A 26,915-nucleotide genomic window follows, 5' to 3' on the forward strand; every position below is an offset into this window, starting at 1 on the left:
GAGGCCGATGGGCGCCCGCGGGACGAGGGACAGGACACGGGGATTGGCATGGCGTTCGGATTTCTCAAACGGGCGGAACAGGCCCCGCCCGAGGTCAAGGCCTCGGCCGCGGGGCGGGTGGCGGCGCTTGGTGTCGCGGGCCGCGTCGCCTGGACGCCGCGCGACGCAGGTTCGATGATCCGGGCGGGGTTCTGCGGCAACCCGGTGGGGTTCCGTGCGGTCAAGCTGATCGCCGAGGCCGCCGCGGCCCTGCCGCTGGTCTGCCAGGACGCGACCCGGCGCTATGACACGCACCCCGTGCTGGACCTGATCGAGCGTCCCAACCCCGTGCAGGGGCGGGCCGAGCTGTTCGAGGCGCTCTTCGGCCAGCTGCTGCTGTCGGGCGACGCCTATGTCGAGGCCGCGGGCACGGGGCCGTCCGAGCTGCATGTCCTGCGCTCGGACCGGATGCGGCTGGTGCCCGGCGCCGATGGCTGGCCCGTCGCCTACGAATACGCCGTGGGCGCGCGGACGCATCGGTTTGCCGTCGAGGACGGGCGTTCGCCGGTCTGCCACATCCGGCAATTCCACCCGCAGGACGACCACTATGGACTGTCGCCGATGCAAGCCGCCGCGCAGGCGATCGACGTGCACAACGCGGCCTCGCGCTGGTCGAAGGCGCTGCTGGACAACGCGGCGCGGCCTTCGGGCGCGATCGTCTATCGCGGCGCCGACGGGCAGGCGAGCCTGAGCCCGGAGCAATACGACCGGCTGCTGGTCGAGATGGAAAGCCACCACCAGGGCGCGCGCAACGCGGGCCGACCGATGCTGCTGGAGGGGGGGCTGGACTGGAAGCCCATGGGATTTTCCCCCAGCGACATGGAGTTCCAGAAGACCAAGGAGTCCGCGGCGCGCGAAATCGCCGTGGCCTTCGGCGTGCCGCCGATGCTGCTGGGGATCCCGGGCGAGGCGACCTATGCCAATTATGCCGAGGCGCACCGGGCGTTCTATCGCCTGACCGTGCTGCCCCTGGCCGCCCGGGTGACGGCGGCGCTGGGGCATTGGCTGGGCGAGTTGACGGGCGCGGCCGTGGGCCTTTCGCCCGACCTCGACCGGATGCCGGCCCTGGCAACAGAGCGCGACGCGCAGTGGGCGCGTGTGGGCGGGGCGGAGTTCCTGAGCCAGGCCGAGAAGCGCCGGATCCTGGGACTGCCGCCCGAGATGGAAGAGGACAGCTGATGCAGGAGACAGGTTTGGAGCGCAAGTTCTGCGCCCTTGGCGGCGCGGTGACTGTGACCGAGGGGGCGGTGATCGAGGGCTATGCCTCGCTCTTCGGGGCGCCCGACCAGGGGGGCGACGTGGTGGCTGCGGGGGCTTATGACGGCTCGCTTCAGCGCCTGTCTGACACGGGCGGACGGGTCAAGATGCTGTGGCAGCACGATCCCGCCCAGCCCATCGGGGTCTGGGACGAGGTGCGCGCGGACGCCCGAGGCCTTTGGGTGCGGGGGCGCATCCTGACCGAGGTCGCGCGAGGCGCCGAAGCGGCGGCTCTGGTCGCGGCGGGCGCCATCGACGGGCTGTCGATCGGCTACCGCACGCGGCGCGCGGGGAAGGACGGGCAGGGCCGGCGGGTGCTGTCCGAGGTCGAGCTTTGGGAGGTGTCTTTGGTCACTTTCCCGATGCTGAGCGAGGCGCGCGTCGGCGCGAAATCCGAGGCACCGGACGGGCCGATGCCGGACCTGGCCATGGCGCTGCGGGCCGCGGGCGCGGCGCTGCGCGACGGCTGAGACGGGGCGGCACCGGGCGCCGGACCCGCCGCGAGGGGTGCGGCGCAGGAGGGGCGGCCAGACGCTGATGGGCGCCGGTCGCGGCTTGCCCAGGATTGCGCAGGGCTTTCAGCCCCCGGAGCACACACAAGGAGAACGGAATGGAAAAGACCGAGGCGAAGGCCACGGGCGGGACGGGTGCGTCCGCCGCCGGGGCAGCAGAGGTAGTCGAGGCTCTGAGCGACTTCATGAGCGATATCAGAGTGTTTCACGGTGGAATTACGAAAAAGCTTCAACAACAGGAAGAGCGACTGACCATGCTGGATCGCAAGAGCATTCGTGCGGAACGTCCCGCGCTGTCGACGGCTGCCGAGACGCAGGTGCCGCATCAGAAGGCCTTTGACGCCTACCTGCGCCACGGCGACGACGACGCGTTGCGCGGGCTTGAGCTGGAGGGCAAGGCGCTGAACACAGCGGTGAGCGGCGACGGCGGTTACCTGGTCGATCCCAGGACCGCGGAGCGGGTGCAGTCGGTGCTGCGAGGGGCGGCCTCGGTCCGGGCCATCGCCAATGTCGTGACGGTCGAGGCAACCTCGTACGACGTGCTGATCGACACGACGGAGGCGGGTGCGGGCTGGGCCAGCGAAACGGGTCCGGCGGCCGAGACCGGCACCCCCACCGTCGAGCGCGTCTCGATCCCGCTGCACGAGCTGTCGGCGCTGCCCAAGGCCAGCCAGCGGCTTTTGGACGATGCGGCCTTCGACATCGAGGGCTGGCTGGCCGGCCGCATCGCCGAGAAGTTCAGCCGGGCCGAGGCGCAGGCCTTCGTGTCGGGCGACGGCGCGGACAAGCCGCGGGGCTTTCTGACCTACGACGCCGTGCCCGAGGGCTCGGACGACTGGGGGCAGATCGGCTATGTCGCCACCGGCAGCGATGGCGGCTTCGGCGGGGCCGAGGCGCTGGTCGATCTGGTCTATGCGCTGGGGGCGCAGTACCGCGCGGGCGCGAGCTTCGTGATGAACTCGAAGACCGCGGGCGCGGTGCGCAAGATGAAGGACGCCGACGGCCGGTTCCTGTGGTCCGACGGGCTGGCCGCGGGCGAACCTGCGCGGCTGCTGGGCTACCCGGTGCTGATCGCCGAGGACATGCCCGACATCGCGACCGGCGCAACCGCTGTCGCCTTCGGCGATTTCGGGGCGGGCTACACCATCGCCGAACGTCCCGACCTGCGCATCCTGCGCGACCCGTTCTCGGCCAAGCCGCACGTGCTGTTCTATGCCACCAAGCGGGTCGGCGGCGATGTCACCGACTTTTCGGCGATCAAGCTTCTGAAGTTCTCGGCCTCTTGATCGGGGTCGGGTCCGGGGCGGCGGGGGCTTAGCCCGCGTCGCCCCCTGCGTGGGCGTTCGCGATCAACCCGGTTCGTCCAGCTTCCCCCTCTGCCCGAGCGGGCCGGGGCGGACGCCCACGTTCTTTGCCTGAGGCGGCAGGGGTCCGGTTTCCGGAGAGTTTTCATGATATTGACCGATTTAAGCGGGGTGCCGGAGGCCGATCTGCCAGTGGAGGCCCTGCGCGCCCAGCTGCGGCTGGGGACCGGGTTCGCCGATGACGGGATCCAGGATCCCGTTCTGCTGGCCTGTCTTCGCGCCGCGCTGACCCGGCTGGAAACGCGGCTGGGCAAGGCGGTGCTGCGCCGCAGGTTTCGCTGGCGGGTGGAGGCGTGGCGTGACCTGGCGCGGTTCGACCTGCCGCTGGCGCCCGCGGTGTCCGTCGAAAGCTTCGTTATCCACGACCGCGGCGGCACGGTGCGCAGCATTGCGCCCGACCGCTATCGCCTGGTCCCCGACACCCACCGCCCGGCGGTGGTCGCCACCGGGTTTGCCTTGCCGACGATCCCGGTGGGCGGCGCAGCCGAGGTCGTGTTCGATGCAGGCTATGGCGCTGCGTGGGACGCGGTGCCGGGCGATCTGGCCCAGGCCGTCCTGATGCTGGCCGCGGACCTTTACGACGGGCGCGGTGGCGCGGGCGGGGACGCGGCGCTGCCCGCCGGGGTGGCCGAGCTGACCTCTGCATATCGCCCGCTGCGGCTGTTCGGGGGGCGCGCATGAGCCTGACATTGACCCGCAAGCTGGTGCTGGAAGAGCGCCGCCGCAGCCCCGACGGCGCGGGCGGGCACAAAGAATCATGGATCGCGCTGGGGGCCCACTGGGGCGAGCTGCGGCTGGCCACGGCGCGCGATCAGGCGGGCCTTGCCGCGCCCGGGGCTCTGACGCGCTGGCGCATCACGCTGCGTGCCATGCCGCCGGGCGCGCCGTCGCGTCCCCGGCCGGGCCAGCGGTTCTGCCTGGGCGCACGGGTCTTCGCGATCCGTGCCGTGGCCGAGGTGGAGCCGGAGGCGCGGTTCCTGATGTGCGTGGCGGAAGAGGAGATTTCGGCATGAGTTATGCGAATGCAGGCGCGGTACAGGCCGCGGTCTACGACATCCTGAGCGGCGACACCGCGCTGACCGCACTGGTTGGCACGGCGGTCTTCGACATGCCGCCCGAGGGAACGCTTCCCGACCTTTTCGTTGTCATCGGTGAAGAGGTCGTGCGCCCGCGCGACAGCGCAATGGTGCAGGCCGCGCATCATGACCTCGTGGTCAGCGTGGTGGGCCGCACCGGGGGCTTTGCACAGGCCAAGGCCGCGGCGGCGGCCGTCGACGCGGCCCTGCGGGGGGCTGCGCCGGACCTGCCGGGCGCCCGGCTGGTGGGCCTGTGGTTCCAGAAGGCCCGTGCGCGCCGCACCGAGGGCGGCGGCGCGCGGCAGATCGACCTGAGCTTTCGAGCGATGGTCGAAAGCAACTGATTTCCCACGACAAACCGGAGTGACCAACATGGCTGCACAAAACGGCAAGGACCTTCTGATCAAGCTCGACCTGACCGGGGCGGGCCAATTCGAGACCATCGCCGGCCTGCGCGCCACGCGGGTGTCGTTCAACGCCGAAAGCGTCGACGTCACATCGCTGGAATCTGCAGGCTGGCGCGAGCTTCTGGGCGGTGCGGGGGTGAAAAGCGCCGCGATCTCGGGCTCGGGCATCTTTCGCGACGCCGATACGGATGCGCGGATGCGCGCGATCTTCTTCGACGGGATGACCCCGGCATTCCAGATCGTGATCCCCGATTTCGGCATCGTCGAGGGGCCGTTCCAGGTGACGGGCCTGGAATACGCGGGCAGCCAGAACGGCGAGGCGACCTTTGAAGTGTCGCTCGCCTCGGCCGGTCAACTTGGCTTCGTGGCGATCTGAGCATGCCCAATCCCCATGCAGGCGAGGTGGCGCTGACGCTGGATGGCGAGCGGCGGATCGCGAAGTTGACGCTGGGTGCGCTGGCCGAGCTAGAGGCGGAGCTTTCGACCGGTTCGCTGGTCGAGCTGATCGAGAGGTTCGAGACGGGTGCCTTTTCCACCCGCGATCTGCTGGCGCTGCTTTGTGCGGGGCTGCGCGGTGGCGGGTGGAGCGGCACGACGGCCGAGCTGATGCGAGCGGATATCGCCGGCGGACCGGTCGAGGCGGCGCAGGTGGCCGGGCGGCTGCTGGCGCGGGCCTTTGCCGGGCCCGGGGACTGAGGCGCGTGGGCTTCGACTGGGGCGCCCTGATGCGCGCGGGAATCGCCGGCCGCGGGCTGGCGCCCGAGGCGTTCTGGCGGCTGACCCCGGCGGAACTGATGCTGATCCTGGGTGGCGGCGCGGCGGCAATCCGCCCGCTTGACCGCCCGGGGTTCGAAGCGCTGCGGGCCCGGTTTCCCGACGCGGAGGCACCGCCCTCCGCACCGGGCGGCGGGCCGCAGCCGGAGGAAAGGAAGCGGACATGACGGATATTTCGGGTCTCGACGCGCTCGACGCCGAGGTCGTCGCGCTGGAGCAGAGCCTGGGCGGGGCAGAAGCGGTCGCACGGGCCTTCGACACCGAGCTGCGGCGGATGCGCGGGACGCTGGCCGCGACGGGCACGGAGGTCGGAACGCTCAGCCGCGGCATCTCTCGCGGGCTGAGGCGCGCCTTCGAGGGGCTGGTGTTCGACGGGACAAAGCTCTCGGACGCCCTGGGCGGCGTGGCGCGGTCGATGGTCGACGCGGCTTATTCTGCGGCGATCAAACCGGTGTCGCAGCATTTCGGCGGGATGATCGCCTCAGGGGTCGCGGGGCTGATCGACGGTGCCTTTGCCGATGGGGCGGCCTTTACCCAGGGCCGGGTGATGCCCTTCGCCAAGGGTGGCGTGGTGGCCGGCCCCACGACATTTCCGATGCGGGGCGGCACCGGGTTGATGGGCGAGGCTGGGCCGGAGGCGATCATGCCGCTGGCCCGGGCGCCCGACGGACGGCTCGGCGTGCGCGCCGAGGGCTCCGTCAGCCCGGTGCAGGTGGTGATGAACATCTCCACCCCCGACGTAGAGGGGTTCCGCCGGTCGGGCACCCAGGTCGCGGCACAGATGAGCCGGGCGCTGGCGCGCGGCGCACGCAACAGGTGAGGGCGCAGATGGCATTTCACGAGGTTAGATTTCCCGCCGACGTCAGCCGCGGATCGATGGGCGGACCGGAACGGCGCACCGAGATCGTGACGCTGGCCAACGGGTTCGAAGAGCGCAACAGCCCCTGGGCGCAGTCCCGGCGGCGCTACGACGCGGGTCTCGGCCTGCGGTCGCTGGACGACGTCGCGCGGGTCGTGGCGTTCTTCGAGGCGCGCGGCGGCCAGTTGCACGGGTTCCGGTGGAAGGACTGGGCGGACCATACGTCGGGCCTGCCGAGCCAGGCGCCGGGCCCGGAGGATCAGGTCCTGGGTCTGGGCGACGGCGAGACGCAGGTGTTCCGGCTGGTCAAGCGCTACGGCGACGCGGCGGCGGAGTATGTCCGCGACATCGCCAAGCCCGTCGCCGGCACGGTGGTGGCCGCGGTGGGCGGCCTGCCGATGCGAGAAGGCGCAGGCTTCGAGGTCGACACCCAGAGCGGCCTCGTGACGTTCGACCGGCCGCCGCCCGAGGGAACGGAGGTCACCGCCGGGTTCGCCTTTGACGTGCCGGTGCGGTTCGACACCGACCGCATCGGGGTGGCGGTCGACGACTTCCGCTCGGGCCAGGTGCCTGCGCTGCCGGTGGTGGAGGTGCGGGTATGACGCAGGGCACAGATGCATTCGCCGCCCATCTGGCCAGCGGCGCGACCACGCTGGCGCGCTGCTGGCGCGTGGCACGGCGCGACGGGGTGGCCTTTGGCTTTACCGACCACGACCGTGCGCTGCACTTCGACGGCATGGTCTTCGACCCCGACGACGGGATGAGCGCCGCGGCGCTGGAGCAGACCACCGGCCTTGCCGTCGACAATACCGAGGCGCAGGGCATCCTGAGCCATGATGGCATCACCGAGGCCGATCTGGAGGCGGGGCGCTACGACGGGGCAGAGGTCCTGGCGTGGCTGGTAAACTGGGCCGATCCCGCCCTGCGGTCCTTACGGTTCCGCGGCACGCTGGGCGAGGTGCGCCGCGCGGGCGGTGCCTTTACCGCCGAACTGCGTGGCCTCTCCGAAGCGCTGAACCGGCCGGGGGGGCGCATTTACCAGGCGGGCTGCGGCGCGGTGCTGGGAGACCGGGCCTGCGGTGTCGACCTGGCCGACCCGGCCTTTTCGGCCGAGGTCGACGTCGCCGCCGTGACGCCCGAGGGGCGGCTGCGGCTGCCCGGGCTGGACGGCTACGCCCCGCATTGGTTCGAGGGGGGACGTCTGCACGTCCTGTCTGGCAGGGCCGAAGGGCTGGTGGCGGTCATCAAGAACGACCGCCTTCGCGATGGGCTGCGGGAGATCGAGCCGTGGGCCGAGCCGCGCGGCGGCCTTGCTGCGGGTGATCGGGTGCGGATCGTGGCCGGATGCGACAAGAGCCGCAGTTCGTGCGTGGAAAAGTTCAACAACATCATAAATTTTCGCGGATTTCCTCAGGTTCCGGGCGAGGACTGGCTGATGGCCTATCCCACCCCCGGTGCCCGGAACGACGGCGGGAGCTTACAGGAATGAGCGGCGAAGAGGCCGCCGGGACCCGGCCCGAAAGCGTGGCAGAGCGCGCCGTGATCGCCGCACGCGGATGGATCGGCACGCCCTACCTGCACCAGTGTTCGACCCGGGGCGCAGGCGCGGATTGCCTGGGCCTTATCCGTGGCGTCTGGCGCGAGGTCGTGGGGCCTGAGCCCGAGGAATTGCCGCCCTACACCCCCGACTGGTCCGAACCGGCGCGCGAAGAGCGGCTGTGGCAGGCGGCCGGGCAATGGCTGGTGCCGCGCGCGGGGACCGATCCGGTCCCCGGTGATGTCGTGCTGTTCCGGATGCGCGCCGGGCGCGTCGCAAAGCATCTGGGCCTGATTTCGGGCCCTCAAAGCTTCATCCACGCCTATGCGGGGCATGGCGTGGTCGAAAGCGGTCTGAGCGGCGCATGGCGGCGCCGCATCGTGGCCCGCTTCGGTTTTCCCGAAAAGGAGTGATACATGGCAACCATCGTGCTTTCGGCGGTTGGCGCCGCGGCGGGGGCGTCGCTGGGCGGCGGCGTTCTGGGCCTGTCTTCGGTGGTCGTCGGGCGCGCGGTGGGCGCGACCCTGGGCCACGCCATCGATCAGCAGCTGCTGGGGGCTGGCAGCCCACCGGTCGAAACCGGGCGGCTGGATCGCCTGCGCCTGACCGGCGCGGGCGAAGGCGCGGCGGTGGCGCAGGTCCATGGCCGGATGCGCGTCGCGGGCCAGGTGATCTGGGCCAGCCGCTTTCGCGAGCATCGCCAGACCACGGGGGGCGGCGGCAAGGGACGCGCACGCGGGCCGGAGGTGCAGGAGTACAGCTACTCGGTCTCGCTGGCGATCGCGCTTTGCGAGGGTGAGATCGGGCGCGTGGGCCGGGTCTGGGCCGACGGCGCGCCGCTGCCGTGGGACGCGATGCAGATGACCGTGTATCGCGGCACCGAGGATCAGTTGCCCGACCCCAAGATCGAGGCGGTCGAAGGCACTGGCCGTGTGCCGGCCTACCGGGGCACGGCCTATGTTGTGATCGAGGATCTGGACCTGTCGCGTTTCGGCAATCGCGTGCCGCAGTTTTCGTTCGAGGTCATGCGCCCGGGGACGGATACCCTGCGGGATCTGGCCCCGACGATCCAGGGGGTGGCGCTGATGCCCGGCACCGGGGAGTATGCCCTGGCCACGACGCCCGTGCATTACGAGGAGGCTCCCGGCAAGGGGCGGGCAGCCAACGTGAATTCTCCGTTGGGGCCCACGGACTTCTCCGCCTCCCTGGACGCGATGACGGGCGAGCTGCCGCGCTGCGGGGCGGTGTCGCTGATCGTGTCGTGGTTCGGCGACGACCTGCGCTGCGGCACGTGCCGGGTGCAGCCCAAGGTCGAGCAGGCCGAGATCGACGGCAGCGAGATGCCTTGGCGTGTCAGCGGTCTCGACCGGCAGGGCGCGGGCCTGGTGGCGCAAAGCGACGGCGCCGTGGTCTACGGCGGTACGCCCACCGACCAGTCGGTGGTCGAGGCCATTGTCGCCCTGCGCGCGGCCGGGCAGGCGGTGACCTTCTATCCCTTTCTGCTCATGGAGCAGATTGCGGGGAATGGCCTGCCCGACCCCTGGACCGGTGCCGCGCATCAGCCGGCCTTGCCCTGGCGCGGGCGGATCACGACCTCGGTCGCGCCGGGGCGCGATGGCTCGCCCGATGCGAGCGCCGCTGCCGTGGACGAGGTCGCGGCGTTCTTCGGGGCGGCCGGCCCGCAGGATTTCGTACCGGACCCCGAGGCGCGGACCGTTGATTACACCGGTCCGGCTGAGCTGTCCTATCGCCGGATGATCCTGCATTACGCCCATCTGTGCCGGCTGGCCGGCGGGGTCGCGGCGTTCTGTATCGGATCGGAAATGCGCGGGCTGACGCAGATCCGCGGGCCGGGCCGCAGCTTTCCCGCCGTGGATGCGTTGCGCCGGCTTGCGGCGGACGTGCGGGCGATCCTCGGGCCGGACGTCAAGCTGAGCTATGCTGCCGATTGGTCGGAATACTTCGGGTATCAGCCGCAGGACGGCAGTGGCGACGTCTATTTCCACCTCGATCCGCTCTGGGCCGCTCCGGAGATCGATTTCATCGGCATCGACAACTACATGCCGCTGTCGGACTGGCGCGAGGGCGAGGCGCATCTTGACGCGGCGGCGTGGCCCTCGATCTACGATACCCGCTATCTGGAGGCGAATATCGCGGGTGGCGAGGGGTTCGACTGGTACTACCCGGGCGAAGAGGCCCGCGAGGCGCAGCAGAGGGCCGCCATCACCGACGGCGCCGTGCTGCCCGTCCGGCCCGCACCGACCGAAACCTTCGCAGCCGGCGCGCCGGTCGCCCTTGCAGAGACGGGGCTGACCCGGACCGAGGTGGTCCTGACCGCGTCACCGCGCTGGCCCGTGGCGCCGGGGGATGGCGCGCTGCTGAGCGTCGGCGACGGCGACGCGGCACTGTGGGTCGGGCTGCGTGAAGGGGGCACGACGCTGCGTCTGCGCGCAGGCGCGGCGGCGGCGGTGACCGGGACGACCGCGCAGACGCTGGTGCTGGATGTCGCGGCCGCGAAACTGCCCTTCGACGGGGCAGAGCACAGCCTGATGATCGAGCTGCGCCCGACTGCCCCCTCGCGCCTGCGTCTCTGGGTCGATGGTACGCTGAAGGGCGAGGTCGTCGCGCCGGAGTGCGGGGCGTTGCCCGGCGGGCGCTGGGCCCCGGCCGGGGCGGGGCGATGGCTGCAGGGTCACGGGGATGCCGTGCCCGCAGGAGAGCCCGGTGGGGATTGGCCGGGCGGTGCCCTGGGCGATCTGGGTATCTCGGCCGGCGACGTGACGCGGCACGCGCCGGAAGAGCCCTGGATCTATCGCTACAAGGATCTGCGGTCCTGGTGGTCGCATCGGCACCATGAGCGCATCGGCGGCGTGTGGCACGAGGCTCCGACGGCGTGGGTGCCGCAGTCCAAGCCGATCTGGTTCACCGAATACGGCTGCGCCGCGATCGACAAGGGTACCAACCAGCCCAACAAGTTCCTCGACCCAAAATCCTCGGAAAGCGCGCTGCCGCGGTATTCGACCGGGCGGCGGGACGATCTGATGCAGATGCAGTACCTGCGCGCGATGGCGGCATTCTGGGGGCGGGACGAAAACAACCCGGTGTCCGAGCTTTACGGCGCGCCGATGGTGGCGATGGAGCGCGCCCATGTCTGGGCATGGGACGCGCGGCCCTATCCCTACTTTCCCGGCAATTCCGAGCTTTGGAGCGATGCCGCGAACTATACCCGCGGCCACTGGATCACCGGCCGGGCGACGGCGCGGCCGATGGCCTCGGTCGTCGAGGAGATCGCTGCGGCAGCGGGGGTCGATGCGGTCGATACCTCGCGCCTCTGGGGGCTGGTGCGCGGCTATGCCCTGTCCGAAATCGGAACGGCGCGGGCCGCGTTGCAGCCCCTGATGCTGGCCGGCGGCGTCGACGCGGTCGAGCGGGAGGGCAAGCTGGTCTTCCGCAGCCGCGACGGGCGGGCGGTGGCGACGCTTGATCCCGCGCGGGTCGCGGTGCACGACGAGGTGCCCGGAGATATCGAGGCGATCCGCCAGCCCGAGGCCGAGGTCGCGGGACGGGTGCGGCTGTCGCATCTGGCTGCCGATGGCGATTACGAGGCCGCGGTGGCGGAGGCCGTCTTTCCCGGCGCGCCCGAGGCGGCTGTCTCGCAGAGCGACCTGTCGGTCGCCTTGACGGGCGCCGAGGCGCGGGCCGTGGCGGAACGCTGGATGGCCGAGGCCCGGGTGGCGCGGGATCGGCTGAGGCTTGCCCTGCCGCCCAGCCAGGGCGCGTTGGGGGCGGGGGATGTCATCCGCCTGCGGGACGGGCGGTATCGCATCGACCGCGTCGAGGAGGCCGGATCGCGGTTGATCGAGGCGGTGCGCGTCGAACCGGGTCTCTATGCCGCGTCGGACGCTGCGGCCGAGGCACCGCGCAGGATGCGCCACGTGGCCCCGGTGCCGGTGGTGCCGCTGTTTCTGGACCTGCCGTTGCTGACGGGGGCTGAGGTGCCGCACGCGCCCCATGTCGCGGCGACGGCCGACCCTTGGCCGGGCGAGGTGGCGGTCTATGGCGCGGCCGAGGATGCGGGCTATCGCCTTGACGCCCGGCTGCCTGTTCCGGCGGTCACGGGACTGACCCTGTCGCCGCTTCTGCATGCCGCGTCGGGGCGGTTCGACCGGGGGGCGCCGTTGCGGTTGCGGCTGTCGGGCGGGGCATTGTCGTCCGTCGGCATGGCCGGGCTGCTGTCGGGCGCCAACGCGATGGCGATCTCGGACGGCGCCGGGGGCGACTGGGAGGTATTCCAGTTCGCCGAGGCGCGGCTGGTCGCTCCTGGAGTCTACGAGGTGTCGCGGCGGCTGCGCGGGCAGCTGGGCACGGACGCGGTGATGCCGCAGGTCTGGCCGGAAGGGTCGCGCGTGGTCTTGCTGGACCGGGCCCTGATGCAGCTGCCGCTGCGGCCCGACGACCGCGACGTGCTGCGGCACTACCGCGTCGGCCCGGCCGGGAAAGGCTATGACGATCCGCTCTATCGCCACGTGACGGCGGCCTTCGCCGGCGTGGGCCTCAGGCCCTATGCGCCGGTACATCTGCGTGCGAGCCCGGCGCCAGGCGGGGCGATTGAAACGAGCTGGATCCGGCGCACGCGGATCGACGGTGACAGCTGGGCCGGGTTCGACGTTCCCCTGGGCGAGGACCGTGAGGCCTACCTCGTGCGGGTCGAGGCGGGGGGCACTGTTCTGCGCGAGACGGTCGTGACGATGCCCGCCTGGACCTACGAGGCGGATGCCCGGGACGAGGATGCGGGCGCCGGGGTCGCGACGCTCGCCGTCGCCCAGATCTCGGACCGGTACGGGCCCGGCCCCTTTGCGCGCAGGCCGCTGTGTGGCGGGGCGGTGCAGCGATGAAGCCGCCACGCGTGGGCGATGCGCTGGCCGCGGCACGGGCGCTCATGTGCGCTTCGGAACCGGCGTGGCGGTGGCGGCTGGCGCGGATGATCGCGGAGGCGGGTGCGGCGCAGGGCCATGCGCGCCGCCATGGCGCGCCGCATCCGCGCTATGGCGATGGCAGCCTGATGATGGCCGCGTTGCGCAGGGGCGCCGCCGCAGAGCCCGACCTGTCCGACCAGCGCTTTGCCCGGGCGCTTGTCGTCGTTCTGGAAGGGCTGTCGCCGGAAAGGTGAGGGTCCCTGTGCCAGAGAGGCGGGCCCCGCCTGCCTGCGGCTGGGCAGGAGGCGGACGGGCCGCGGACGCCGGGTCGCATCTGCGAGAAAGACGCCCGGTCTTTTCGCGCGGGTCCGGATGCCCTAACTAATGGCTCGCGACCCAAGTACGCGAAGGAGCGGCGCCATGGCCTACGAGGCACAATCCGTAACCCGGCTAGATCCGGTCTGGTCGCGTATCGCGGGCGAGGCGCAAGATGCCGTCGTGACCGAACCTCTTCTGGGGGGGATGATCCATTCGTCGATTTTGCACCATCCCAGCATCGAACGCGCCCTGTCGTTCCGCATCTCGATGAAGCTGGCCTCGGACGAGATGTCCGAGCAGATCCTGCGCGAGATCGCGGACGAGGCGTTCCTGGCGGATCCCGGGATCGGCGAGGCGGCGCGTGCCGATCTGGTTGCGGTCTACGAACGCGACCCGGCCTGCGAAAGGCTGATGCACCCGATCCTGTTCTTTAAGGGGTACCAGGCGCTGCAGGCCTACAGGGTGGGCCACTGGCTTTGGATGCAGGGGCGGCGCGATTTCGCGCGCTTCATCCAGATGCGCGTGAGCGAGGAATTCGGTATCGACATCCACCCCGGCGCGCGGATCGGCAAGGGGATCATGATCGACCATGCGCATTCCATCGTGATCGGCGAAACCGCCGTGGTGGGCGACAACGTGTCGATGCTGCATTCGGTGACGCTGGGCGGGACCGGCAAGTCGGATGGGGACCGGCATCCGAAGATCGGATCGGGCGTGCTGATCGGCGCGGGGGCGAAGGTGCTGGGCAACATCACCATCGGCCATTGCTCCCGTATCGCCGCGGGCTCGGTCGTGCTGGAGGATGTGCCGGACATGAAGACCGTCGCCGGTGTGCCCGCCCGCATCGTGGGCGAGGCGGGGTGCTCGCAGCCCTCGGTGATGATGGATCACCTGCTGGCCGGCCGCGATCCGCTGGGCTGAGCCCGGAAACGGCGCGACCGTTAGAGCAATAGCGTTGCGGGGGCTTCGAGCCCGGCGACGATGGCGCCCAGAAGGGACGCGGCCTCGACCCCGTCCATGACGCGGTGGTCGATCGTCAGCGACAGGGCGATCGTCGTTGCGGCCTCGACCCCTTGCCCGACGAAGACCGGATCGGTGCGCGCGGCGCCGACGGCGAGGATGGCGCCCTGGGGTGGGTTCACCACCGCGTCGAAGCTGTCGACGCCGAACATGCCGAGGTTCGAGATCGTCAGGGTGCCGCCCTGGTACTGCGGGGGCTGAAGGCTGCCGTTGCGCGCGGCATCGGTCAGGCTGCGCAACTCGTCGGAAATTGCGCGCAGCGACTTGGTCTCGGCATCGCGGATCACGGGTGTGAAAAGGCCGTTCTCGACCGCTACCGCGACCGAGATATCCGAGGCGTCCAGCTCAAGGATCCGATCGCCTGCCCAGAGCGACCTGCCGCGCGGTGCCCGCTGCATGGCGAGTGCGACCGCCCGCACGATGAGGTCGGTCAGCGACACCGCGAGCGGCGCGGGGCCCGCGGCGATGTCCCGGCGCAGTTTCAACAGGTCGTCGATCCGGGCCCGGCGCCGCAGGGTGAAGTGCGGCACGCTGCCCTGCGCAGTGCTGAGCCGCCGGGCGATGATCCCGCGCATCCCCTCGACCGGGATCTCGCGATGCGGACGATCGGCGTAGAGCGCGTCGATCCGGGGCTCGCCCGATGCCGGGGCCGCGGGGGGTGGCAAGGGGCCGGTTATCTCGGTCGGGTTCGGGGACTGGCCCCTTGCTGGCGTGCCGGACGCGGGCGCAGCCGACGGCTGCGTTTCGGGCAGATGTTCGCCCTCGGCCAGCAACAGGCCGATGGGGGTGTTGACCTTGACCCCGCGCGTTCCCTCGGGGACGAGGATACGCCCCATAATCCCGGCGTCGACGGCTTCGAATTCCATCGTCGCCTTCTCGGTCTCGATCTCGGCCAGAAGATCGCCCGCGGCGACGTGCTGCCCCTCGGCCACGTGCCAGCGGGACAGGGTTCCGTCCTCCATCGTGGGGCTGAGCGCGGGCATCAGGATTTCGGTCGGCATATGGATCCCTTCGCCCTGCTATGCGGTGGCGTGGATCTTTCGCACGAAATGCAGGCGGTCGGAAGGACCTAGCGCAGGACGATTTCGTCGGCGCGGACCATGCCCAGCACTTCGCGCGCCTGTTCGTCGAGGAGATCGAGGTCGAGGTAGCGGTCGGAGAGGCGGCGGGTCTTGTTCGACAGCCGGTCCACGTCCTCTTCAAGCACGGCAAGCTCGTCCTCAAGCTCGGTTATCTCGGCCTCGATCTGGATGCGGCGGAAGAGGCCGTAGTCGCCCTGGACGCTGGCGAAGGTGAAATACATGCCAAGCACGAAGGCCAGCGTGAAGTAAGCGGCGACGCCGAGTGCGGGTCTGGTGCGGGACTGCGTCATAGTGCTTTGCCTCTGCACGCCTCTGGTCCGGGCGATTTGAGGTACCAGACTGCCACAGCAGGGGGGGCGAGGGAATCCCCGGAATGCAGGCCGGAACCAGATTTTCCCGCGGGCGGGATGGTTTTGCCGCACCCGTTTGGTGCCGCCGCCGGTTCGCGCTAGACTCTGCGCCGTGCCGACGGAGGACAACCCGATGGAGCCGCGCGCGACCCTGCCGACCCACGAGGTGACGAACCAGCCGCCCGAGCCCGGGGACATCGACCTGTGGTCGACGGATCCGGTCCTGCGCGATCACGCGGCGGGCGCCGATGCCGACCTTCTGGCGCGCTACGGCCGGGCCCTGGGCTTGCGCGAAACGCGGGATGCCGCGCGGGAGGCGGAGCGTTGCGGGCCCGAGTTGCGGGTGTTCGACCGGGGCGGACGGCGTCTGGACGAGGTCGTTTATCCCGGTGGGTATCACCGCCTGATGGAGTTGGGGCTAGGCGCCGGATATGCCGCGGGGCCATGGTCCGGCGGGAGCCATCTGACCCATGCCGCGATGGTGCATCTGCACAGTCAGATCGAGCCCGGCACCTGCTGTCCGATGACGATGAGCTATGCCGCGGTCCCGGCGCTGGCCGCAACGCCGGGGCTGGCGGGGATCTGGGGACCCAAGCTTGCGACGGCGGACTATGACCGCCGCGTGCTGCCGGTGGGCGAAAAGCGCACGGTGACGCTGGGCATGGCGATGACGGAAAAACAGGGCGGGTCCGACGTGCGCGCCAACACCACCCGCGCCGAGCCCGCCGACGGGGCCTACCGGTTGCATGGGCACAAGTGGTTCTGCTCGGCCCCGATGTCGGACGGGTTCCTGACGCTGGCGCAGGCGCCGGGCGGATTGTCCTGTTTCCTCGTCCCGCGCTGGACGGAGGAGGGCCGCAACGCGATCCACCTGATGCGGCTGAAGGACAAGCTGGGCAATCGGGCGAATGCCTCGGCCGAAATCGAGTATCACGGAGCGCGGGCCCATCTTCTGGGGGAAGAGGGGCGGGGCGTCGCGAAGATCATCGAGATGGTACATCACACCCGGCTCGACACCGCGATGGCGCCTGCGGGCCTGATGCGGGCGGCCCTGGCCGAGGCGCATCGCTGGACCGCTTTCCGCACCGCGTTCCAGCGCCGCCTGATCGATCAGCCGCTGATGCGCCGCCTGCTGGCCGACCTGACGCTGGACATGGAAGGCGCGGTGGCGCTGGGCCTGCGTGTCGCGCGTAGTTTCGACGACCGCTCGGCGCGACCCTTTGCCCGGATCGCCGTGGCGCTCGCGAAGTTCCTCAACAACAAGCTGTGCCCGACCGTCGTCTACGAGGCGATGGAGGCGCTGGGCGGGCAGGGCTACACCGCCGATACCGCGCTGCCGATGCTCTATCGCGAGGCGCCGCTCAATTCCATTTGGGAGGGGTCGGGCAACATCATATGCCTCGACATCCTTCGCACGCTGGCCCGCGACCCTGCGGCGGCAGAGGCGCTTGCGGAAAACCTTGAGGCTTCGACGGGGCGGCTGGCCTCTTACGACGCAGCGCTGGCCGCGCATCGCGACCTGTGGCGCGGCCTGCCCGACGAGGCCGACGCGCGGAGGTTTGCCGAGGAAACCGCGACGCTGCTGACCGCGGCCGTGCTGATCGAACGGGCGCCACCGGCCGTGGCCGAGGCCTATGCCGCGACCCGCCTGGGCCAGCGCGGACGGCTGGCCGGGTCGGTCGCAATGCAGGATCCCGGTGCGGTGCTCGCGCGGTTGGGCGAGGGCTGATCGGGGCAGTCGTCGGCCCCCAGTCTGCCGCGGCCGCCCCCCTCTATCGCAAGAAGGGGGGCCGAGGCCCCCCTTTTGCGTGACGTGGATATGTCAGGTCCGGCGGAGGGTTACTCGGCGCCCTTGTAGATGTTGACCAGCTTGTCGAACATCGCGAGCGCATCCTCGCGCGAGCGCTGGAACGAGTTGCGCCCGATGATCGAGCCGTTGCCGCCGCCGTCGCGGATGGCGCGGGCATCCTCGTAGACGCTGTCCTCGCCCTTTTTCGCGCCGCCGGAGAACACGATCAGGCGGCGGCCATTGAACGACGAACGCACGCATTCGGCCACGCGGGCCGCCTGGGTCGAGATGTCGATGCCGCCCTGCTCGAACGACTTCTTGGCCTCGGCCTGTTCGAGGTGATCGGTCGAGAGCTTCACCTTGATGATATGGGCACCAAGCAGGGCCGCGATATGCGCGGCATAGGCGCTGATGTCGGCCGCGGTTTCGCCGGACTTCGAAATCGCCTCGCCGCGGGGGTAGGACCAGATCACGGTCGCGACGCCCTTGGCGGCGGCTTCCTTGCGCATCTCGACGATCTCTTCGAACATGTCGAGCGCCATGTCGCTGCCGGGATAGATGGTAAAGCCGATGGCCGCGCAGCCCAGGCGCAGCGCGTCGTCGACGCTGGCGGTCACGGCCTGGTTCTTGCCCGCGGTGTCCGACATCAGCGAGTTGGCGGAGTTCACCTTGAGGATCGTCGGGATCTGCCCGGCAAAGGTGTCGGCCCCGGCTTCGAGCGGGCCCAGCGGCGCGGCATAGGCCGAGAGGCCCGCGTCGATCGCCAGCTGGTAATGGTAATGCGGATCATAGGCCGCGGGGTTCGGCGCAAAGGACCGCGCGGGCCCGTGTTCGAACCCCTGATCGACCGGCAGGATGATCATCTTGCCTGACCCGCGCAGGCGGCCCTGCATCAGCATCTGGCAGAGCTTCGCCTTGACCCCCGGAGTTTCGCCTTCGTAGTTGGCAAGGATCTGCTTGACGGTGCGCGAGGCTTTCATCGGACGGTCTCCCTTTTAGGATACTTCGGTTGGGTTGAGGCTTAGGTAACCCGGAAGGCCGACGCAACGTCGGTGGCGCTAACGCGGCGCGAATTCGCGCGGCCGGGTGTCCGGCCGCGCGGGGGGCACGGGGCTACCGACCGCCGAACTCTGCCGGCAGGTCGCCGTCGATCCAGGCCTGCAGCGCACGGTCGGCGGCCTCGGCCTCGGCCTCCTGCCAGCGGGCCTGCGCCTGCGGGTCGGCCCGGCGGACACGGGCGTCGATCTGGTCCAGAACGTCGGCCGCCTCGCGGTCGCCGGCGGCTTTGGCCAGCGACGCCCAGTAGACGGCCATCGGGTAGGACCGTACCGCTCCACGTCCCGACAGGCGGGCGAACGCCGCGTCGCGCAGCGCGGCGACCGACGTCAGGTCGACGCCCTCGGTCTGCGCCTCGGGATCCCCCGCCGCCTGCTGTTGCAGCTCAAGGACGCTGTCAAAGCCAAGCTCAGCCTCCATCCGGTCAAGCTGCGCGGCCGCGCCATGGGCGTCCGCCGCCCCGGCCAGAAGCGCCCAGCGATAGGCGGCTTGGGCGTCCGTGTCGCGCAGCGCCTGCGCCAGGGCAAGCGCTGCCGCACCATCGCCCGCTTCGGCCAGGCCGGACAGCAGGGCGACACCGCGCTCGACCGAGCGTGGGGCGCCGTCGCCGGTCAGGACCGCCATGCCGACCCGGCGGCGATCCTCTTCGGAGAGCGTGTCCGCATCCCCCTCGATCGCGCGCGATAGCAGCTCGGCGGGCACCGCGTTGCGTGCAACCCGCGGCGCGGTCGAGACGGTGGGGGTCAGGTCGGCGAAGAGGAAGGCGGTATCAATGCTGTCACCCGTGACATCGATGAAGGTGCCGTAGTCGTGCGTGCTGCGCGCCCCGACGGTCAGGCGGCGGCCGTCGCCGACGAAGGCGGGCCATGCCTCGGCCGCCGAGGCGACAAAGGCCTCCTGCTCGGGCGTCAGGGCGATCTCTTCGGGCGACGGTGCGGCGGGCTCTTCCGGGATGTCGTCCGCCATGTCGTCCGGACCCTCCGGCGCGGCGTCGTCGTCCTGCGGCGCCTCCGCTCCGGGCGGCAGCAGCTGGCCCTCGTCCTCCGGGGCGGGGGGCATGCCGTCGGGCGAGGCGAAGGGATCTTCGTCCGAATAGGGATCCTCGAAGGGATCGAAGGGCTCTTCGGGCACGGCGGGGGCCGCGGCCTGGGCGTTCATGTCTTCCAACATCGACGTCAGCATGCCCGAAATCGCCGCGCCGGCTGTGTCGGGATCGGTGAATGCCGGCGGGAACATCGGCGAAAGCTTGTCGAGCCCGCCCAGATCCTCGACCGTAAGCTCGATCCCGCGCAGGAACATCACCGGCTCGACGTTCGGCTGGTACTGGTAGTCCATGCTGTCGTCCATCCCGTACGAGCGGGGCGGGCTGAACCAGATGTAATCGAGCTCGGTCGTGGCATCGACGGCAAAGCCTTCGCTGAGCTCGGCGAAGATGTGCAGGTCGGCGCCGGACGAGGGCATGTCGTAGACCCCGTCGATGGTCAGGCGGGGCACGGTGATGTCGCCGAAGCCCAGGCCCACGACCATCGGGCGAGCGCTGGGGGGTAGGCATTCCGGCGTGGCGGTTACGCCTGCGGCCTGCGCCGACATGCGGATCGTCTCGGGCGAATCGGGCGGTGCGGTGCGCAGGGTGACGCGGTCGATCTGCACGTGGCAGTCGTAGCCGTCCGACCACTCGACATACGGCCACATGTCGATGTCCTGCAGGCTGATCTGGCCCGCGGCGACATCGACGGAAAGGTCGGAATAGCTGAGCTCGGTGACTGTCCGCGTGCTGACGAGTGCAAGCTGGAACAGCCGCTGCGCCACCTGGTCCGGACCGTAGAGCGAAAAGAACTCGCCCCACGTCGTGGCCCCCGCGGCCCCCGGGGCCAGCGCGGCCGACAGGGCGGTGGCGGACAAGGCGGATGTGACTAGGGATCTGGGCATGCGGGGCTCCTGAAATGGTTTGTCCGAATGCCCTCTCTTCTCTGCCCCTCGTAACGATTTTGCCATCGCCGCGTGAGCTGACCGGCGGGAATATGCCGTTCCTGCATCCCCTGCCTTTTCGTCGCTCAGACAGTCACGGCGCGATGGGCGACGGGGAGGGGCCGCCGGGCGGAACCGCCGCCCAATGACCCCCCATTCGTTCAGGCCCTGACCGCTCAGGACTCGAGCGCGGCGACCCCAGGCAGGGTCTTGCCCTCCATCCATTCCAGGAACGCGCCGCCCGCGGTGGAGACGTAGGAGAAATCCGCTGCCGCGCCGGCCTTGTTCAATGCCGAGACGGTGTCGCCGCCCCCGGCGACCGAGGTCAGCTTGCCCTCGCGGGTCAACTCTGCGGCCTTGGCTGCCGCGGCGTTGGTGGCCGCGTCGAAGGGCGCGATCTCGAACGCGCCCAGCGGGCCGTTCCAGATCAGCGTATGCGCTGCCTCGAAGATCGCCGCGATCCGGGCGACGGTGTCGGGCCCGGCGTCGAGGATCATCGCATCCGCGGGGCAGGCGTCGGCCGCGACGGTTTCGCTTTCGGCGCCGGCCTTGAACTCGCGGGCCACCACGACGTCCTCGGGCAGCACGATTTCGCAGGCGGCCTCTTCGGCCTTGCCCAGGATGTCGCGCACCGTGTCGGCCATCTCGTGTTCGGCCAGCGACGTGCCGACATCGACGCCCTTGGCGGCGAGGAAGGTGTTGGCCATGCCGCCGCCGATCACCAGGTGGTCGACCTTGCGCACCAGGTTGCCCAGGAGGTCGAGCTTGGTCGACACCTTGGCTCCGCCCACCACGGCGACGACGGGACGCTTGGGCGCGCCCAGGGCGGTTTCGAGCGCCTCGAGCTCGGCCGCCATCAGCCGGCCGGCGCAGGCGGGCAGCAGGCGGGCCACGGCCTCGGTCGAGGCATGGGCGCGGTGGGCTGCGGAAAACGCGTCGTTGCAGTAGCAATGCGCCAGCGCGGCCAGTTCGGCAGCAAAGCGCGGATCATTGGCCTCTTCGCCGGGATTGAAGCGCAGGTTTTCCAGCAGCAGCACGTCGCCGGGCTGCATCTCGGCCACCCAGCGCTTGGCGGGCTTGTCGCTGTCGTATCCGGCAAAGGTCACCTTGCAACCCAGCGCCTGCTCCAGCGCGGGGACTGTCACGCCCAGAGACATCTCGGGCACGACCTTGCCCTTGGGGCGCCCGAAATGCGCGATCAGCACGGGTTTGCCGCCGGCGTTCAGGATATCGCGCACCGTGGGGACGATCCGTTCGATCCGCGTGGCGTCCGTGACCCGGCCGTCTTCGACCGGCACGTTGATGTCGACCCGGACCAGCACCGTCTGGCCGTCGAGCTCCATGTCGTCGAGGCTTTTCCAGTCCATCTGTCCATCCTTCCTTGTTTCTTGCCACCGAAAGACCTCAAGCCGGGCGCGGGGTCAAGCGCGCCGCTGCGACGCGCCGCGGACCGATGCGCGGCAGGAACGCCGGCAGCCGCGCGAAAGCCCGCGCTGCTCGGCCCGCCGCCCCCTTTCGGCGGACGTTTGCTGAAAACGGCCCGAAGGCGCGCCGATGTCGGCCCGGCAGCGGGCCGCCCGCATCACCGCGAATGGCCTTTCCCTTCGACCGCGTGCGCACTACCCTTCGGCCCGACCAAGGACAAAGGAGCCCGTGCCGACATGGCCGAGATCAAGGACCCCGAAAACACCATCGTCATCGAGCTGAAGGACGGTCCCGTGACGATCGAACTTCTGCCCGACGTCGCGCCCAAGCATGCCGAGCGGATGAAGGAACTGGCCCGGTCGGGCGCCTACGACAACGTGGTGTTCCACCGCGTGATCGAAGGTTTCATGGCGCAGACCGGCGATGTCGAGAATGGCAACGCCGAAAAGGACTACAACCCCCGTCTCGCGGGGACGGGCGGGTCGTCGATGCCCGACCTGCCGGCCGAGTTCTCGAAGCTGCCGCATGATCGTGGCACGCTCGGCGCCGCACGCTCGTCGAACCCGAACTCGGCGAACTCGCAGTTCTTCATCAACTTCTCGGACAACCACTTCCTGAACGGGCAGTACACGGTCTACGGCCGGGTGATCGACGGCATGGCCCATGTCGACGCCATCGCCCGCGGCGAGCCGCCCGCGAACCCCGACCGGATGATCAGCGTCAAGGTGGCCGCGGATGCCTAAGCTTCTCGCCTCCATCGCCGCGCTGGCGCTCGGCGCGGCCCCGGCGTTGGCCACCGGGATCGAGATCGACGTCGCGGGCGAGGCCCAGGGCACGATCACCATCGACCTGTTCGAGGATGTCGCCCCCCAGCATGTCGCGCGCATTGTCGAGCTTGCCGAGACGGGCGCCTATGACGAGGTGGTGTTCCACCGCGTGATCGACGGCTTCATGGCGCAGACCGGCGACGTTCAGTACGGGGTCGCCGGCAGCGACATGTCGCTGGCCGGAACCGGCGGGTCCGAGCAACCCGACCTCGAGGCCGAGTTCTCGGACCGCAGCTTCGACCGTGGCACCGTCGGCATGGCGCGCAGTGCCGATCCCGACAGCGCCAACAGCCAGTTCTTCATCATGTTCGCCCCGGCGCCGCATCTCGACGGGCAGTACACCATCGTGGGCGAGGTGACCGAGGGGCTGGACGTACTGGACGCGATCAAGCGCGGCGAAGGCGCCAATGGCGCCGTCATCGGCGAACCCGACCGCATGGAAGCGGTGCGCGTCATCGACTGACGCCACCCGACGCCGTCCGCCTGCATTCGGCGACAAAAGGGCCCCGTTCGCAAACGACGGGGCCCTTCTTGCGTTCAGGCCCTTTCCGCATGGCGATTGCCATGGGGCACGCGGGCTGCAGGTTGGAGCCCGCGCACTCCCGGCAGGTGGCGGTCGGGGAGAAGAGAGGGTCCGTCATCTCGCATCGGGTGCCGGAGCGCGCGACTTGGGAACAGGTGCGCCAAATCACTCTTCCGCGCGGTCGCGGGGCGGGTCCGGACAGAAAATGCCGCGCCCCGGGGAAGGGACGCGGCAGATCGGGGCCATCGCGGGATCGAGCGGCCGCAGACCCCGTGCAACCCGGGCCATGGCGGGGCGGGGGACGTGCCCCGCGACCGCCCGGGCAAGGCTCAGCGCGGCAGCAGCACGCCCTCGACCACGTGAATGACGCCGTTCGACTGCATGACGTCGGCGGTCGTGACCTCGTAGGCATTGCCGCTTTCGTCGTAGATGAAGACCGCGCCGCTGTCGGTCTGCTGCGCCGACAGGGCGTCGCCCGACACGGTGTCCATGTGGTAGAACCCGTCCGCACCGATGCCCGCCACGATGTCGCCGGCGGTGATCGCGCCCGGCACCACGTGGGCGGTCAGCACCTTGGCGAGCTGGTCGCGGTTCTCATCCATCATCAGGCTGTCGACCGTGCCCTCGGGCAGCGCGGCAAAGGCGTCGTCGGTGGGCGCGAAGACGGTAAAGGGGCCTTCGCCCTGCAGCGTCTCGACCAGCCCGGCCTGCTGAACCGCGGCGACGAGCGTGGTGTGGACGGGCGACTCCATCGCGTTTTCGATGATATCGCGGTCGGCATACATCGCCGCACCGCCGACGGTCGGGTTGTCGCCTGCCATGCCGCCCGATGCCATGTCGTCTGAGCTTGTCCCTTCGGAGTCCATCCCGCTCGCGGCCGCGTCATCGCTGCCAGCGGCGCCGTCCATGGTGCCGCCGTCAGTCGCGCCGTCCGAGCCCGAGTCCTGCGGGGGGAGCAGCACGGTGTCGATCACGTGGATGACGCCGTTCGATTGCTGCACGTCTGCGATGGTCACGGTGGCCACGCGGCCGTTTTCGTCGGTCAGCGTGATCGCGTCGCCGTCCATCTGCGCCTGCAGCGTGCAGCCGCCCAGCGTGGGCACCGGGTGGTTGCCGTTGTCATCCTCGATCATGCCGACGATCGCGTCCGACATCGCGTCGGCGGCGACGACATGACACGTCAGGACCTGGGTCAGCTGCTCCTTGTTTTCGGGCAGAAGCAGGGTGTCGACCGTGCCTTCGGGCAGCGCGGCGAAGGCGTCGTCGGTGGGCGCGAAGACGGTGAAGGGGCCTTCGCCCTGCAGCGTCTCGACCAGGCCCGCGGCCTGCACCGCGGCGACGAGCGTTTCGTGATCGGCCGAGTTCATCGCGTTCTCGACAATGTTGCGGTCGGCCAGCATCTCGGCCCCGCCCACCATCGGATTGTCCGTGTCGGACTGCGCCAGCACGGCGGCCGGCGCGGCAAGCGCCATGGTCGAGGCCAGAAGCGCGGTTTTCAGACGAATGGTCATAGCTTTCTCTCCCTGTTCTCCGCCCCCGGAAACGGGGCAGGTTATGCAGAAAGCTACGGATCGCGGGGCCCGGCAGTTGCAAAATGTCGGCAGGAACCTTGCAAGTTACTGAGCCTGCGTGAAAGATTCCTGCCCGAAGGGGGGAGGTTTGACCAACTTCGCCGCCCCGATCCCTGTGTCCGTCGATACCGCGCGGACCCGATCTGGCGCGCCCTGGGGCTAGCCGCGGCGCCGGCGCCTGCGGCCGTCATCGCCCCCGCCCGCGTTGAAGGTCACGTCGGGCAGGGTGACGATGCGCGCCAGTTCGGGAAAGGGATCGGTGGCGTGGGGCAGGGCGTTCGCGGCTACGAAATGCTCCTGAAACTTCGGCTCGATGGCGGTTTCGATCTTCGTGATGCGGCGCACCTGCGCCTCGATCCGCGCCCGGTCGGCAAGGTTGCACAGCGCCATCCGCGCCCCCGTTCCGGCGGCGTTCCCGGCCGAGGTCACGGCGTCGAGCCGGGCATCGGGGATCATACCCAGAACCATCGCGTGCAGGGGCGAGATATGCGCCCCGAAGGCGCCCGCCAGCACCACCCGGTCGACCCGATCGACGCCCATGTCGTCCATCAGCAGCCGCGCACCCGCGTAAAGCGCCGACTTCGCCAGCTGGATCGCGCGGATGTCTGACTGGGTCACGGTGATGCGCTGTTCGCCCGCCTCGTGGATGACGTAGGCATGGGTGCGGCCTTCGGGGATGCTGCGGGGGGTGCCCGTCTGCTCGGCCGAGCCGATCAGCCCGCGCGCGTCCAGAAGGCCCGCGATGCGCATCTCGGCCACAGCCTCGATGATGCCCGAGCCGCAGATGCCGGTGACGCCCGTGGGCCCCACGGCCGCGGCAAAGCCCGGATCGTCGGACCAGAGCTCGCAGCCGATGACGCGGAACCGCGGCTCCTTGGTCGCGGGGTCGATGCGGATCGCCTCGATCGCGCCGGGTGCCGCGCGTTGGCCGCTGGAAATCTGCGCCCCCTCGAAGGCGGGTCCGGTGGGCGAAGAGCAGGCCAGCACCCGGCTGCGATCGCCCAGAAGGATTTCGGCATTGGTGCCGACATCGACGATCAGCACCAGGTCCTCGGACGTCTCTGGCGCCTCGGAAAGCGCCACGGCGGCGCAGTCCGCGCCCACGTGTCCCGCGATGCACGGCAGGATGTAGGCGCGTGCGGCGGCGCCGATGGACGACAGGTCGAGCGCGGCGGCATCGAGCGTCAGCGCGTCCGAGGTGGCCAGCGCAAAGGGCGCCTGGCCCAGTTCCACCGGGTCGAGGCCCAGCAGCAGGTGATGCATCACCGGGTTGCAGACAAAGACGACCTCGAGGATCGCGGCGGGGTCGGCCTGCGCCTCGGCGGCGATCTCGGTCGCGAGCCGGTTCAGCGCCTCGCGCACCGCGGCGGTCATGGCCTCGGCGCCGCCGGGGTTCATCATCGCGTAGGACACGCGGCTCATCAGGTCCTCACCAAAGCGGATCTGCGGGTTCATCACCCCGGCCGAGGCCAGAACCGCCCCGGTGCGCAAGTCGGTCAGATGCGCGGCGATGGTGGTCGACCCCAGGTCGACGGCGAGGCCCAGCAGCGGCCCGTCGTGGAACCCCGGCCAGACGTCCAGCAGCCTGTGGCGCGCGTCGTGGTGCCCCTTGTTCAGCGCTACGGTGACCTGCCAGCCGCCTTTGCGCAGCGCCGGTTGCAGGCGTGACAGGACCGACAGCGGCACCTCCACCGCCTCGACGCCCCAGTCGCGGGCCAGCGCGTCGCGCAGCCGCTGCAGATCGCCCGAGGGGTCGTGCATGTCGGGTTCGGCCACCTGCACGAAGGCCAGTCGCGTGGCGGGGTCCATAACAATGTCGCGCGCGGTCGCGGCCTTGCGCACCACCTGCCGGTGCACCTGGCTTTCGGGCGGCACGTCGATCACCACATCGCCCAACACCTTGGCCTGGCATCCCAGGCGACGGCCCGAGGCAAGGCCGCGCTTCTGACGATAACGTTCCTCGACCGCGTTCCACTCGGACAGCGCGCCGTCCTCGACGGTGACCCCATGCTTGGCGAACTGACCCGTGCCGGGGGTGATCTGGCAGCGCGAACAGATGCCCCGCCCACCGCAGACGCTGTCGAGGTCGACGCCCAGCTTGCGCGCGGCCTCCAGCACCGGCGTACCCGCGGGGACACGACCGCGGCGCCCCGAGGGGGTGAAGACGACGAGCGGATCCTGGGTCATCTGGGGGGCCTTGTCTGCTGGAGGAACGTCTGGCGGAGGAAACCATGGTGCGGGAAAC

General features: G+C 70.2%; 25 protein-coding genes and 3 pseudogenes. 20 read left to right on the forward strand and 8 right to left on the reverse strand.

All coding sequences use genetic code 11. The features are described 5' to 3' along the window. The first annotated feature begins 48 nt into the window (after nt 1-48). The 17 genes and pseudogenes from EKE94_RS08955 (at nt 49) to cysE (ending at nt 13,980) form a co-directional block, all read left to right on the forward strand. The gene (locus EKE94_RS08955) at nt 49-1,218 is read left to right on the forward strand and encodes a phage portal protein (protein WP_127906229.1); all 1,170 of its coding nucleotides are present in this window, start codon (nt 49-51) and stop codon (nt 1,216-1,218) included. Next, nucleotides 1,218-1,766 carry an HK97 family phage prohead protease gene (locus tag EKE94_RS08960; RefSeq protein ID WP_206615038.1) on the forward strand — a complete coding sequence of 183 codons (549 nt, stop codon included), beginning with the start codon at nt 1,218-1,220 and terminating at the stop codon, nt 1,764-1,766. The genes EKE94_RS08955 and EKE94_RS08960 overlap by 1 nt, the downstream gene beginning before the upstream one ends. Nucleotides 1,767-1,906: 140 nt before the next feature. Next, a complete protein-coding gene (locus EKE94_RS08965) occupies nt 1,907-3,094 on the forward strand; it encodes a phage major capsid protein (protein WP_127906230.1) in 1,188 nt (395 codons plus the stop codon). A gap of 165 nt (nt 3,095-3,259) precedes the next feature. After that, nucleotides 3,260-3,853: a head-tail connector protein gene (locus EKE94_RS08970; RefSeq protein ID WP_127906231.1), complete on the forward strand. Its 594-nt coding sequence runs from the start codon at nt 3,260-3,262 to the stop codon at nt 3,851-3,853. Beyond that, a complete protein-coding gene (locus tag EKE94_RS08975) occupies nt 3,850-4,185 on the forward strand; it encodes a head-tail adaptor protein (RefSeq protein WP_127906232.1) in 336 nt (111 codons plus the stop codon). The genes EKE94_RS08970 and EKE94_RS08975 overlap by 4 nt, the downstream gene beginning before the upstream one ends. Further along, nucleotides 4,182-4,592, forward strand: a complete 411-nt coding sequence (locus EKE94_RS08980) for a DUF3168 domain-containing protein (protein WP_127906233.1) — start codon at nt 4,182-4,184, stop codon at nt 4,590-4,592. The genes EKE94_RS08975 and EKE94_RS08980 overlap by 4 nt, the downstream gene beginning before the upstream one ends. Nucleotides 4,593-4,620: 28 nt before the next feature. After that, a complete protein-coding gene (locus tag EKE94_RS08985; RefSeq protein WP_127906234.1) occupies nt 4,621-5,031 on the forward strand; it encodes a phage major tail protein, TP901-1 family in 411 nt (136 codons plus the stop codon). A gap of 2 nt (nt 5,032-5,033) precedes the next feature. Next, entirely contained in the window at nt 5,034-5,351 is a 318-nt protein-coding gene (locus EKE94_RS08990) for a gene transfer agent family protein (protein WP_127906235.1), read from the forward strand. A 5-nt stretch (nt 5,352-5,356) separates the two neighbouring features. Continuing rightward, nucleotides 5,357-5,596, forward strand: coding sequence for a rcc01693 family protein (locus EKE94_RS08995; RefSeq protein ID WP_268878277.1), 240 nt, complete (start codon nt 5,357-5,359; stop codon nt 5,594-5,596). Next, nucleotides 5,593-6,249 (forward strand): phage tail tape measure protein, encoded by a 657-nt coding sequence (locus EKE94_RS09000; protein WP_127906236.1) that lies wholly within the window; start codon nt 5,593-5,595, stop codon nt 6,247-6,249. Before EKE94_RS08995 ends, EKE94_RS09000 begins: the two co-directional genes overlap by 4 nt. An 8-nt stretch (nt 6,250-6,257) precedes the next feature. Beyond that, nucleotides 6,258-6,890, forward strand: coding sequence for a DUF2460 domain-containing protein (locus EKE94_RS09005; RefSeq protein ID WP_127906237.1), 633 nt, complete (start codon nt 6,258-6,260; stop codon nt 6,888-6,890). Then, nucleotides 6,887-7,777: a DUF2163 domain-containing protein gene (locus EKE94_RS09010; protein WP_127906238.1), complete on the forward strand. Its 891-nt coding sequence runs from the start codon at nt 6,887-6,889 to the stop codon at nt 7,775-7,777. The genes EKE94_RS09005 and EKE94_RS09010 overlap by 4 nt, the downstream gene beginning before the upstream one ends. Further along, nucleotides 7,774-8,238, forward strand: coding sequence for an NlpC/P60 family protein (locus tag EKE94_RS09015; protein ID WP_127906239.1), 465 nt, complete (start codon nt 7,774-7,776; stop codon nt 8,236-8,238). The genes EKE94_RS09010 and EKE94_RS09015 overlap by 4 nt, the downstream gene beginning before the upstream one ends. Before the next feature lie 3 nt (nt 8,239-8,241). Beyond that, nucleotides 8,242-10,062, forward strand: a pseudogene (locus EKE94_RS19275) (baseplate multidomain protein megatron); the annotation flags it as partial. A 540-nt stretch (nt 10,063-10,602) separates the two neighbouring features. Further along, nucleotides 10,603-12,720, forward strand: a pseudogene (locus EKE94_RS19280) (baseplate multidomain protein megatron); the annotation flags it as partial. Further along, a complete protein-coding gene (locus tag EKE94_RS09035; RefSeq protein ID WP_127906240.1) occupies nt 12,717-12,995 on the forward strand; it encodes a DUF7742 family protein in 279 nt (92 codons plus the stop codon). The pseudogene EKE94_RS19280 and the gene EKE94_RS09035, both read left to right, overlap by 4 nt. A 166-nt stretch (nt 12,996-13,161) precedes the next feature. Further along, nucleotides 13,162-13,980 (forward strand): serine O-acetyltransferase, encoded by an 819-nt coding sequence (gene cysE / locus EKE94_RS09040; protein WP_127906241.1) that lies wholly within the window; start codon nt 13,162-13,164, stop codon nt 13,978-13,980. 20 nt (nt 13,981-14,000) lie between these two features. Here cysE and EKE94_RS09045 read toward each other — a convergent pair whose 3' ends face one another. Together EKE94_RS09045 and EKE94_RS09050 are read right to left on the reverse strand one after the other, a co-directional pair. Continuing rightward, complete coding sequence (locus EKE94_RS09045) at nt 14,001-15,080, reverse strand: dihydrolipoamide acetyltransferase family protein (RefSeq protein WP_127906242.1); 1,080 nt, start codon at nt 15,078-15,080, stop codon at nt 14,001-14,003. A 68-nt stretch (nt 15,081-15,148) separates the two neighbouring features. After that, nucleotides 15,149-15,451, reverse strand: coding sequence for an FtsB family cell division protein (locus tag EKE94_RS09050; RefSeq protein WP_127906243.1), 303 nt, complete (start codon nt 15,449-15,451; stop codon nt 15,149-15,151). Nucleotides 15,452-15,644: 193 nt separating this feature from the next. On the opposite strand from EKE94_RS09050, the gene EKE94_RS09055 reads away from it, so the two are divergent. Then, nucleotides 15,645-17,240, forward strand: coding sequence for an acyl-CoA dehydrogenase family protein (locus tag EKE94_RS09055; RefSeq protein ID WP_127906244.1), 1,596 nt, complete (start codon nt 15,645-15,647; stop codon nt 17,238-17,240). Nucleotides 17,241-17,350: 110 nt separating this feature from the next. Here EKE94_RS09055 and EKE94_RS09060 read toward each other — a convergent pair whose 3' ends face one another. The 3 genes from EKE94_RS09060 to EKE94_RS09070 form a co-directional block, all read right to left on the reverse strand. Beyond that, on the reverse strand, nt 17,351-18,280 hold the full coding sequence (locus EKE94_RS09060; RefSeq protein ID WP_127906245.1) for a class I fructose-bisphosphate aldolase: 930 nt from the start codon (nt 18,278-18,280) through the stop codon (nt 17,351-17,353). A 133-nt stretch (nt 18,281-18,413) separates the two neighbouring features. Continuing rightward, a complete protein-coding gene (locus tag EKE94_RS09065) occupies nt 18,414-20,285 on the reverse strand; it encodes an ICP22 family protein (protein WP_127906246.1) in 1,872 nt (623 codons plus the stop codon). Between the two features lie 215 nt (nt 20,286-20,500). After that, nucleotides 20,501-21,691 carry a phosphoglycerate kinase gene (locus EKE94_RS09070; RefSeq protein ID WP_127906247.1) on the reverse strand — a complete coding sequence of 397 codons (1,191 nt, stop codon included), beginning with the start codon at nt 21,689-21,691 and terminating at the stop codon, nt 20,501-20,503. A 294-nt stretch (nt 21,692-21,985) separates the two neighbouring features. On the opposite strand from EKE94_RS09070, the gene EKE94_RS09075 reads away from it, so the two are divergent. Continuing rightward, nucleotides 21,986-22,492, forward strand: a complete 507-nt coding sequence (locus tag EKE94_RS09075) for a peptidylprolyl isomerase (RefSeq protein ID WP_127906248.1) — start codon at nt 21,986-21,988, stop codon at nt 22,490-22,492. Next, nucleotides 22,485-23,039 carry a peptidylprolyl isomerase gene (locus EKE94_RS09080; protein ID WP_127906249.1) on the forward strand — a complete coding sequence of 185 codons (555 nt, stop codon included), beginning with the start codon at nt 22,485-22,487 and terminating at the stop codon, nt 23,037-23,039. Before EKE94_RS09075 ends, EKE94_RS09080 begins: the two co-directional genes overlap by 8 nt. 389 nt (nt 23,040-23,428) lie before the next feature. On the opposite strand, the gene EKE94_RS18880 is transcribed toward EKE94_RS09080, so the two are convergent. From EKE94_RS18880 to EKE94_RS09090, 3 genes and pseudogenes are all read right to left on the reverse strand, one after another. Then, nucleotides 23,429-23,965, reverse strand: a complete 537-nt coding sequence (locus EKE94_RS18880) for a fasciclin domain-containing protein (protein WP_235855964.1) — start codon at nt 23,963-23,965, stop codon at nt 23,429-23,431. Nucleotides 23,966-24,049: 84 nt separating this feature from the next. Continuing rightward, nucleotides 24,050-24,610, reverse strand: a pseudogene (locus tag EKE94_RS18885) (fasciclin domain-containing protein); the annotation flags it as partial. 219 nt (nt 24,611-24,829) lie between these two features. Next, nucleotides 24,830-26,857 (reverse strand): ASKHA domain-containing protein, encoded by a 2,028-nt coding sequence (locus EKE94_RS09090; protein WP_127906251.1) that lies wholly within the window; start codon nt 26,855-26,857, stop codon nt 24,830-24,832. Nucleotides 26,858-26,915: the final 58 nt, after the last annotated feature.

The organism is Mesobaculum littorinae, from assembly GCF_004011175.1.
GTDB classification, from domain to species: Bacteria; Pseudomonadota; Alphaproteobacteria; order Rhodobacterales; family Rhodobacteraceae; genus Tranquillimonas; species Tranquillimonas littorinae.

Coding starts and splice junctions, on each gene's coding strand:
- EKE94_RS08955 (WP_127906229.1), top strand. CDS start 49: ATGGCGTTCGGATTTCTCAAACGGGCGGAACAGGCCCCGCCCGAGGTC.
- EKE94_RS08960 (WP_206615038.1), top strand. CDS start 1,218: ATGCAGGAGACAGGTTTGGAGCGCAAGTTCTGCGCCCTTGGCGGCGCG.
- EKE94_RS08965 (WP_127906230.1), top strand. CDS start 1,907: ATGGAAAAGACCGAGGCGAAGGCCACGGGCGGGACGGGTGCGTCCGCC.
- EKE94_RS08970 (WP_127906231.1), top strand. CDS start 3,260: ATGATATTGACCGATTTAAGCGGGGTGCCGGAGGCCGATCTGCCAGTG.
- EKE94_RS08975 (WP_127906232.1), top strand. CDS start 3,850: ATGAGCCTGACATTGACCCGCAAGCTGGTGCTGGAAGAGCGCCGCCGC.
- EKE94_RS08980 (WP_127906233.1), top strand. CDS start 4,182: ATGAGTTATGCGAATGCAGGCGCGGTACAGGCCGCGGTCTACGACATC.
- EKE94_RS08985 (WP_127906234.1), top strand. CDS start 4,621: ATGGCTGCACAAAACGGCAAGGACCTTCTGATCAAGCTCGACCTGACC.
- EKE94_RS08990 (WP_127906235.1), top strand. CDS start 5,034: ATGCCCAATCCCCATGCAGGCGAGGTGGCGCTGACGCTGGATGGCGAG.
- EKE94_RS09000 (WP_127906236.1), top strand. CDS start 5,593: ATGACGGATATTTCGGGTCTCGACGCGCTCGACGCCGAGGTCGTCGCG.
- EKE94_RS09005 (WP_127906237.1), top strand. CDS start 6,258: ATGGCATTTCACGAGGTTAGATTTCCCGCCGACGTCAGCCGCGGATCG.
- EKE94_RS09010 (WP_127906238.1), top strand. CDS start 6,887: ATGACGCAGGGCACAGATGCATTCGCCGCCCATCTGGCCAGCGGCGCG.
- EKE94_RS09015 (WP_127906239.1), top strand. CDS start 7,774: ATGAGCGGCGAAGAGGCCGCCGGGACCCGGCCCGAAAGCGTGGCAGAG.
- EKE94_RS09035 (WP_127906240.1), top strand. CDS start 12,717: ATGAAGCCGCCACGCGTGGGCGATGCGCTGGCCGCGGCACGGGCGCTC.
- cysE (WP_127906241.1), top strand. CDS start 13,162: ATGGCCTACGAGGCACAATCCGTAACCCGGCTAGATCCGGTCTGGTCG.
- EKE94_RS09045 (WP_127906242.1), bottom strand. CDS start 15,080: ATGCCGACCGAAATCCTGATGCCCGCGCTCAGCCCCACGATGGAGGAC.
- EKE94_RS09050 (WP_127906243.1), bottom strand. CDS start 15,451: ATGACGCAGTCCCGCACCAGACCCGCACTCGGCGTCGCCGCTTACTTC.
- EKE94_RS09055 (WP_127906244.1), top strand. CDS start 15,645: ATGGAGCCGCGCGCGACCCTGCCGACCCACGAGGTGACGAACCAGCCG.
- EKE94_RS09060 (WP_127906245.1), bottom strand. CDS start 18,280: ATGAAAGCCTCGCGCACCGTCAAGCAGATCCTTGCCAACTACGAAGGC.
- EKE94_RS09065 (WP_127906246.1), bottom strand. CDS start 20,285: ATGCCCAGATCCCTAGTCACATCCGCCTTGTCCGCCACCGCCCTGTCG.
- EKE94_RS09070 (WP_127906247.1), bottom strand. CDS start 21,691: ATGGACTGGAAAAGCCTCGACGACATGGAGCTCGACGGCCAGACGGTG.
- EKE94_RS09075 (WP_127906248.1), top strand. CDS start 21,986: ATGGCCGAGATCAAGGACCCCGAAAACACCATCGTCATCGAGCTGAAG.
- EKE94_RS09080 (WP_127906249.1), top strand. CDS start 22,485: ATGCCTAAGCTTCTCGCCTCCATCGCCGCGCTGGCGCTCGGCGCGGCC.
- EKE94_RS18880 (WP_235855964.1), bottom strand. CDS start 23,965: ATGGACTCCGAAGGGACAAGCTCAGACGACATGGCATCGGGCGGCATG.
- EKE94_RS09090 (WP_127906251.1), bottom strand. CDS start 26,857: ATGACCCAGGATCCGCTCGTCGTCTTCACCCCCTCGGGGCGCCGCGGT.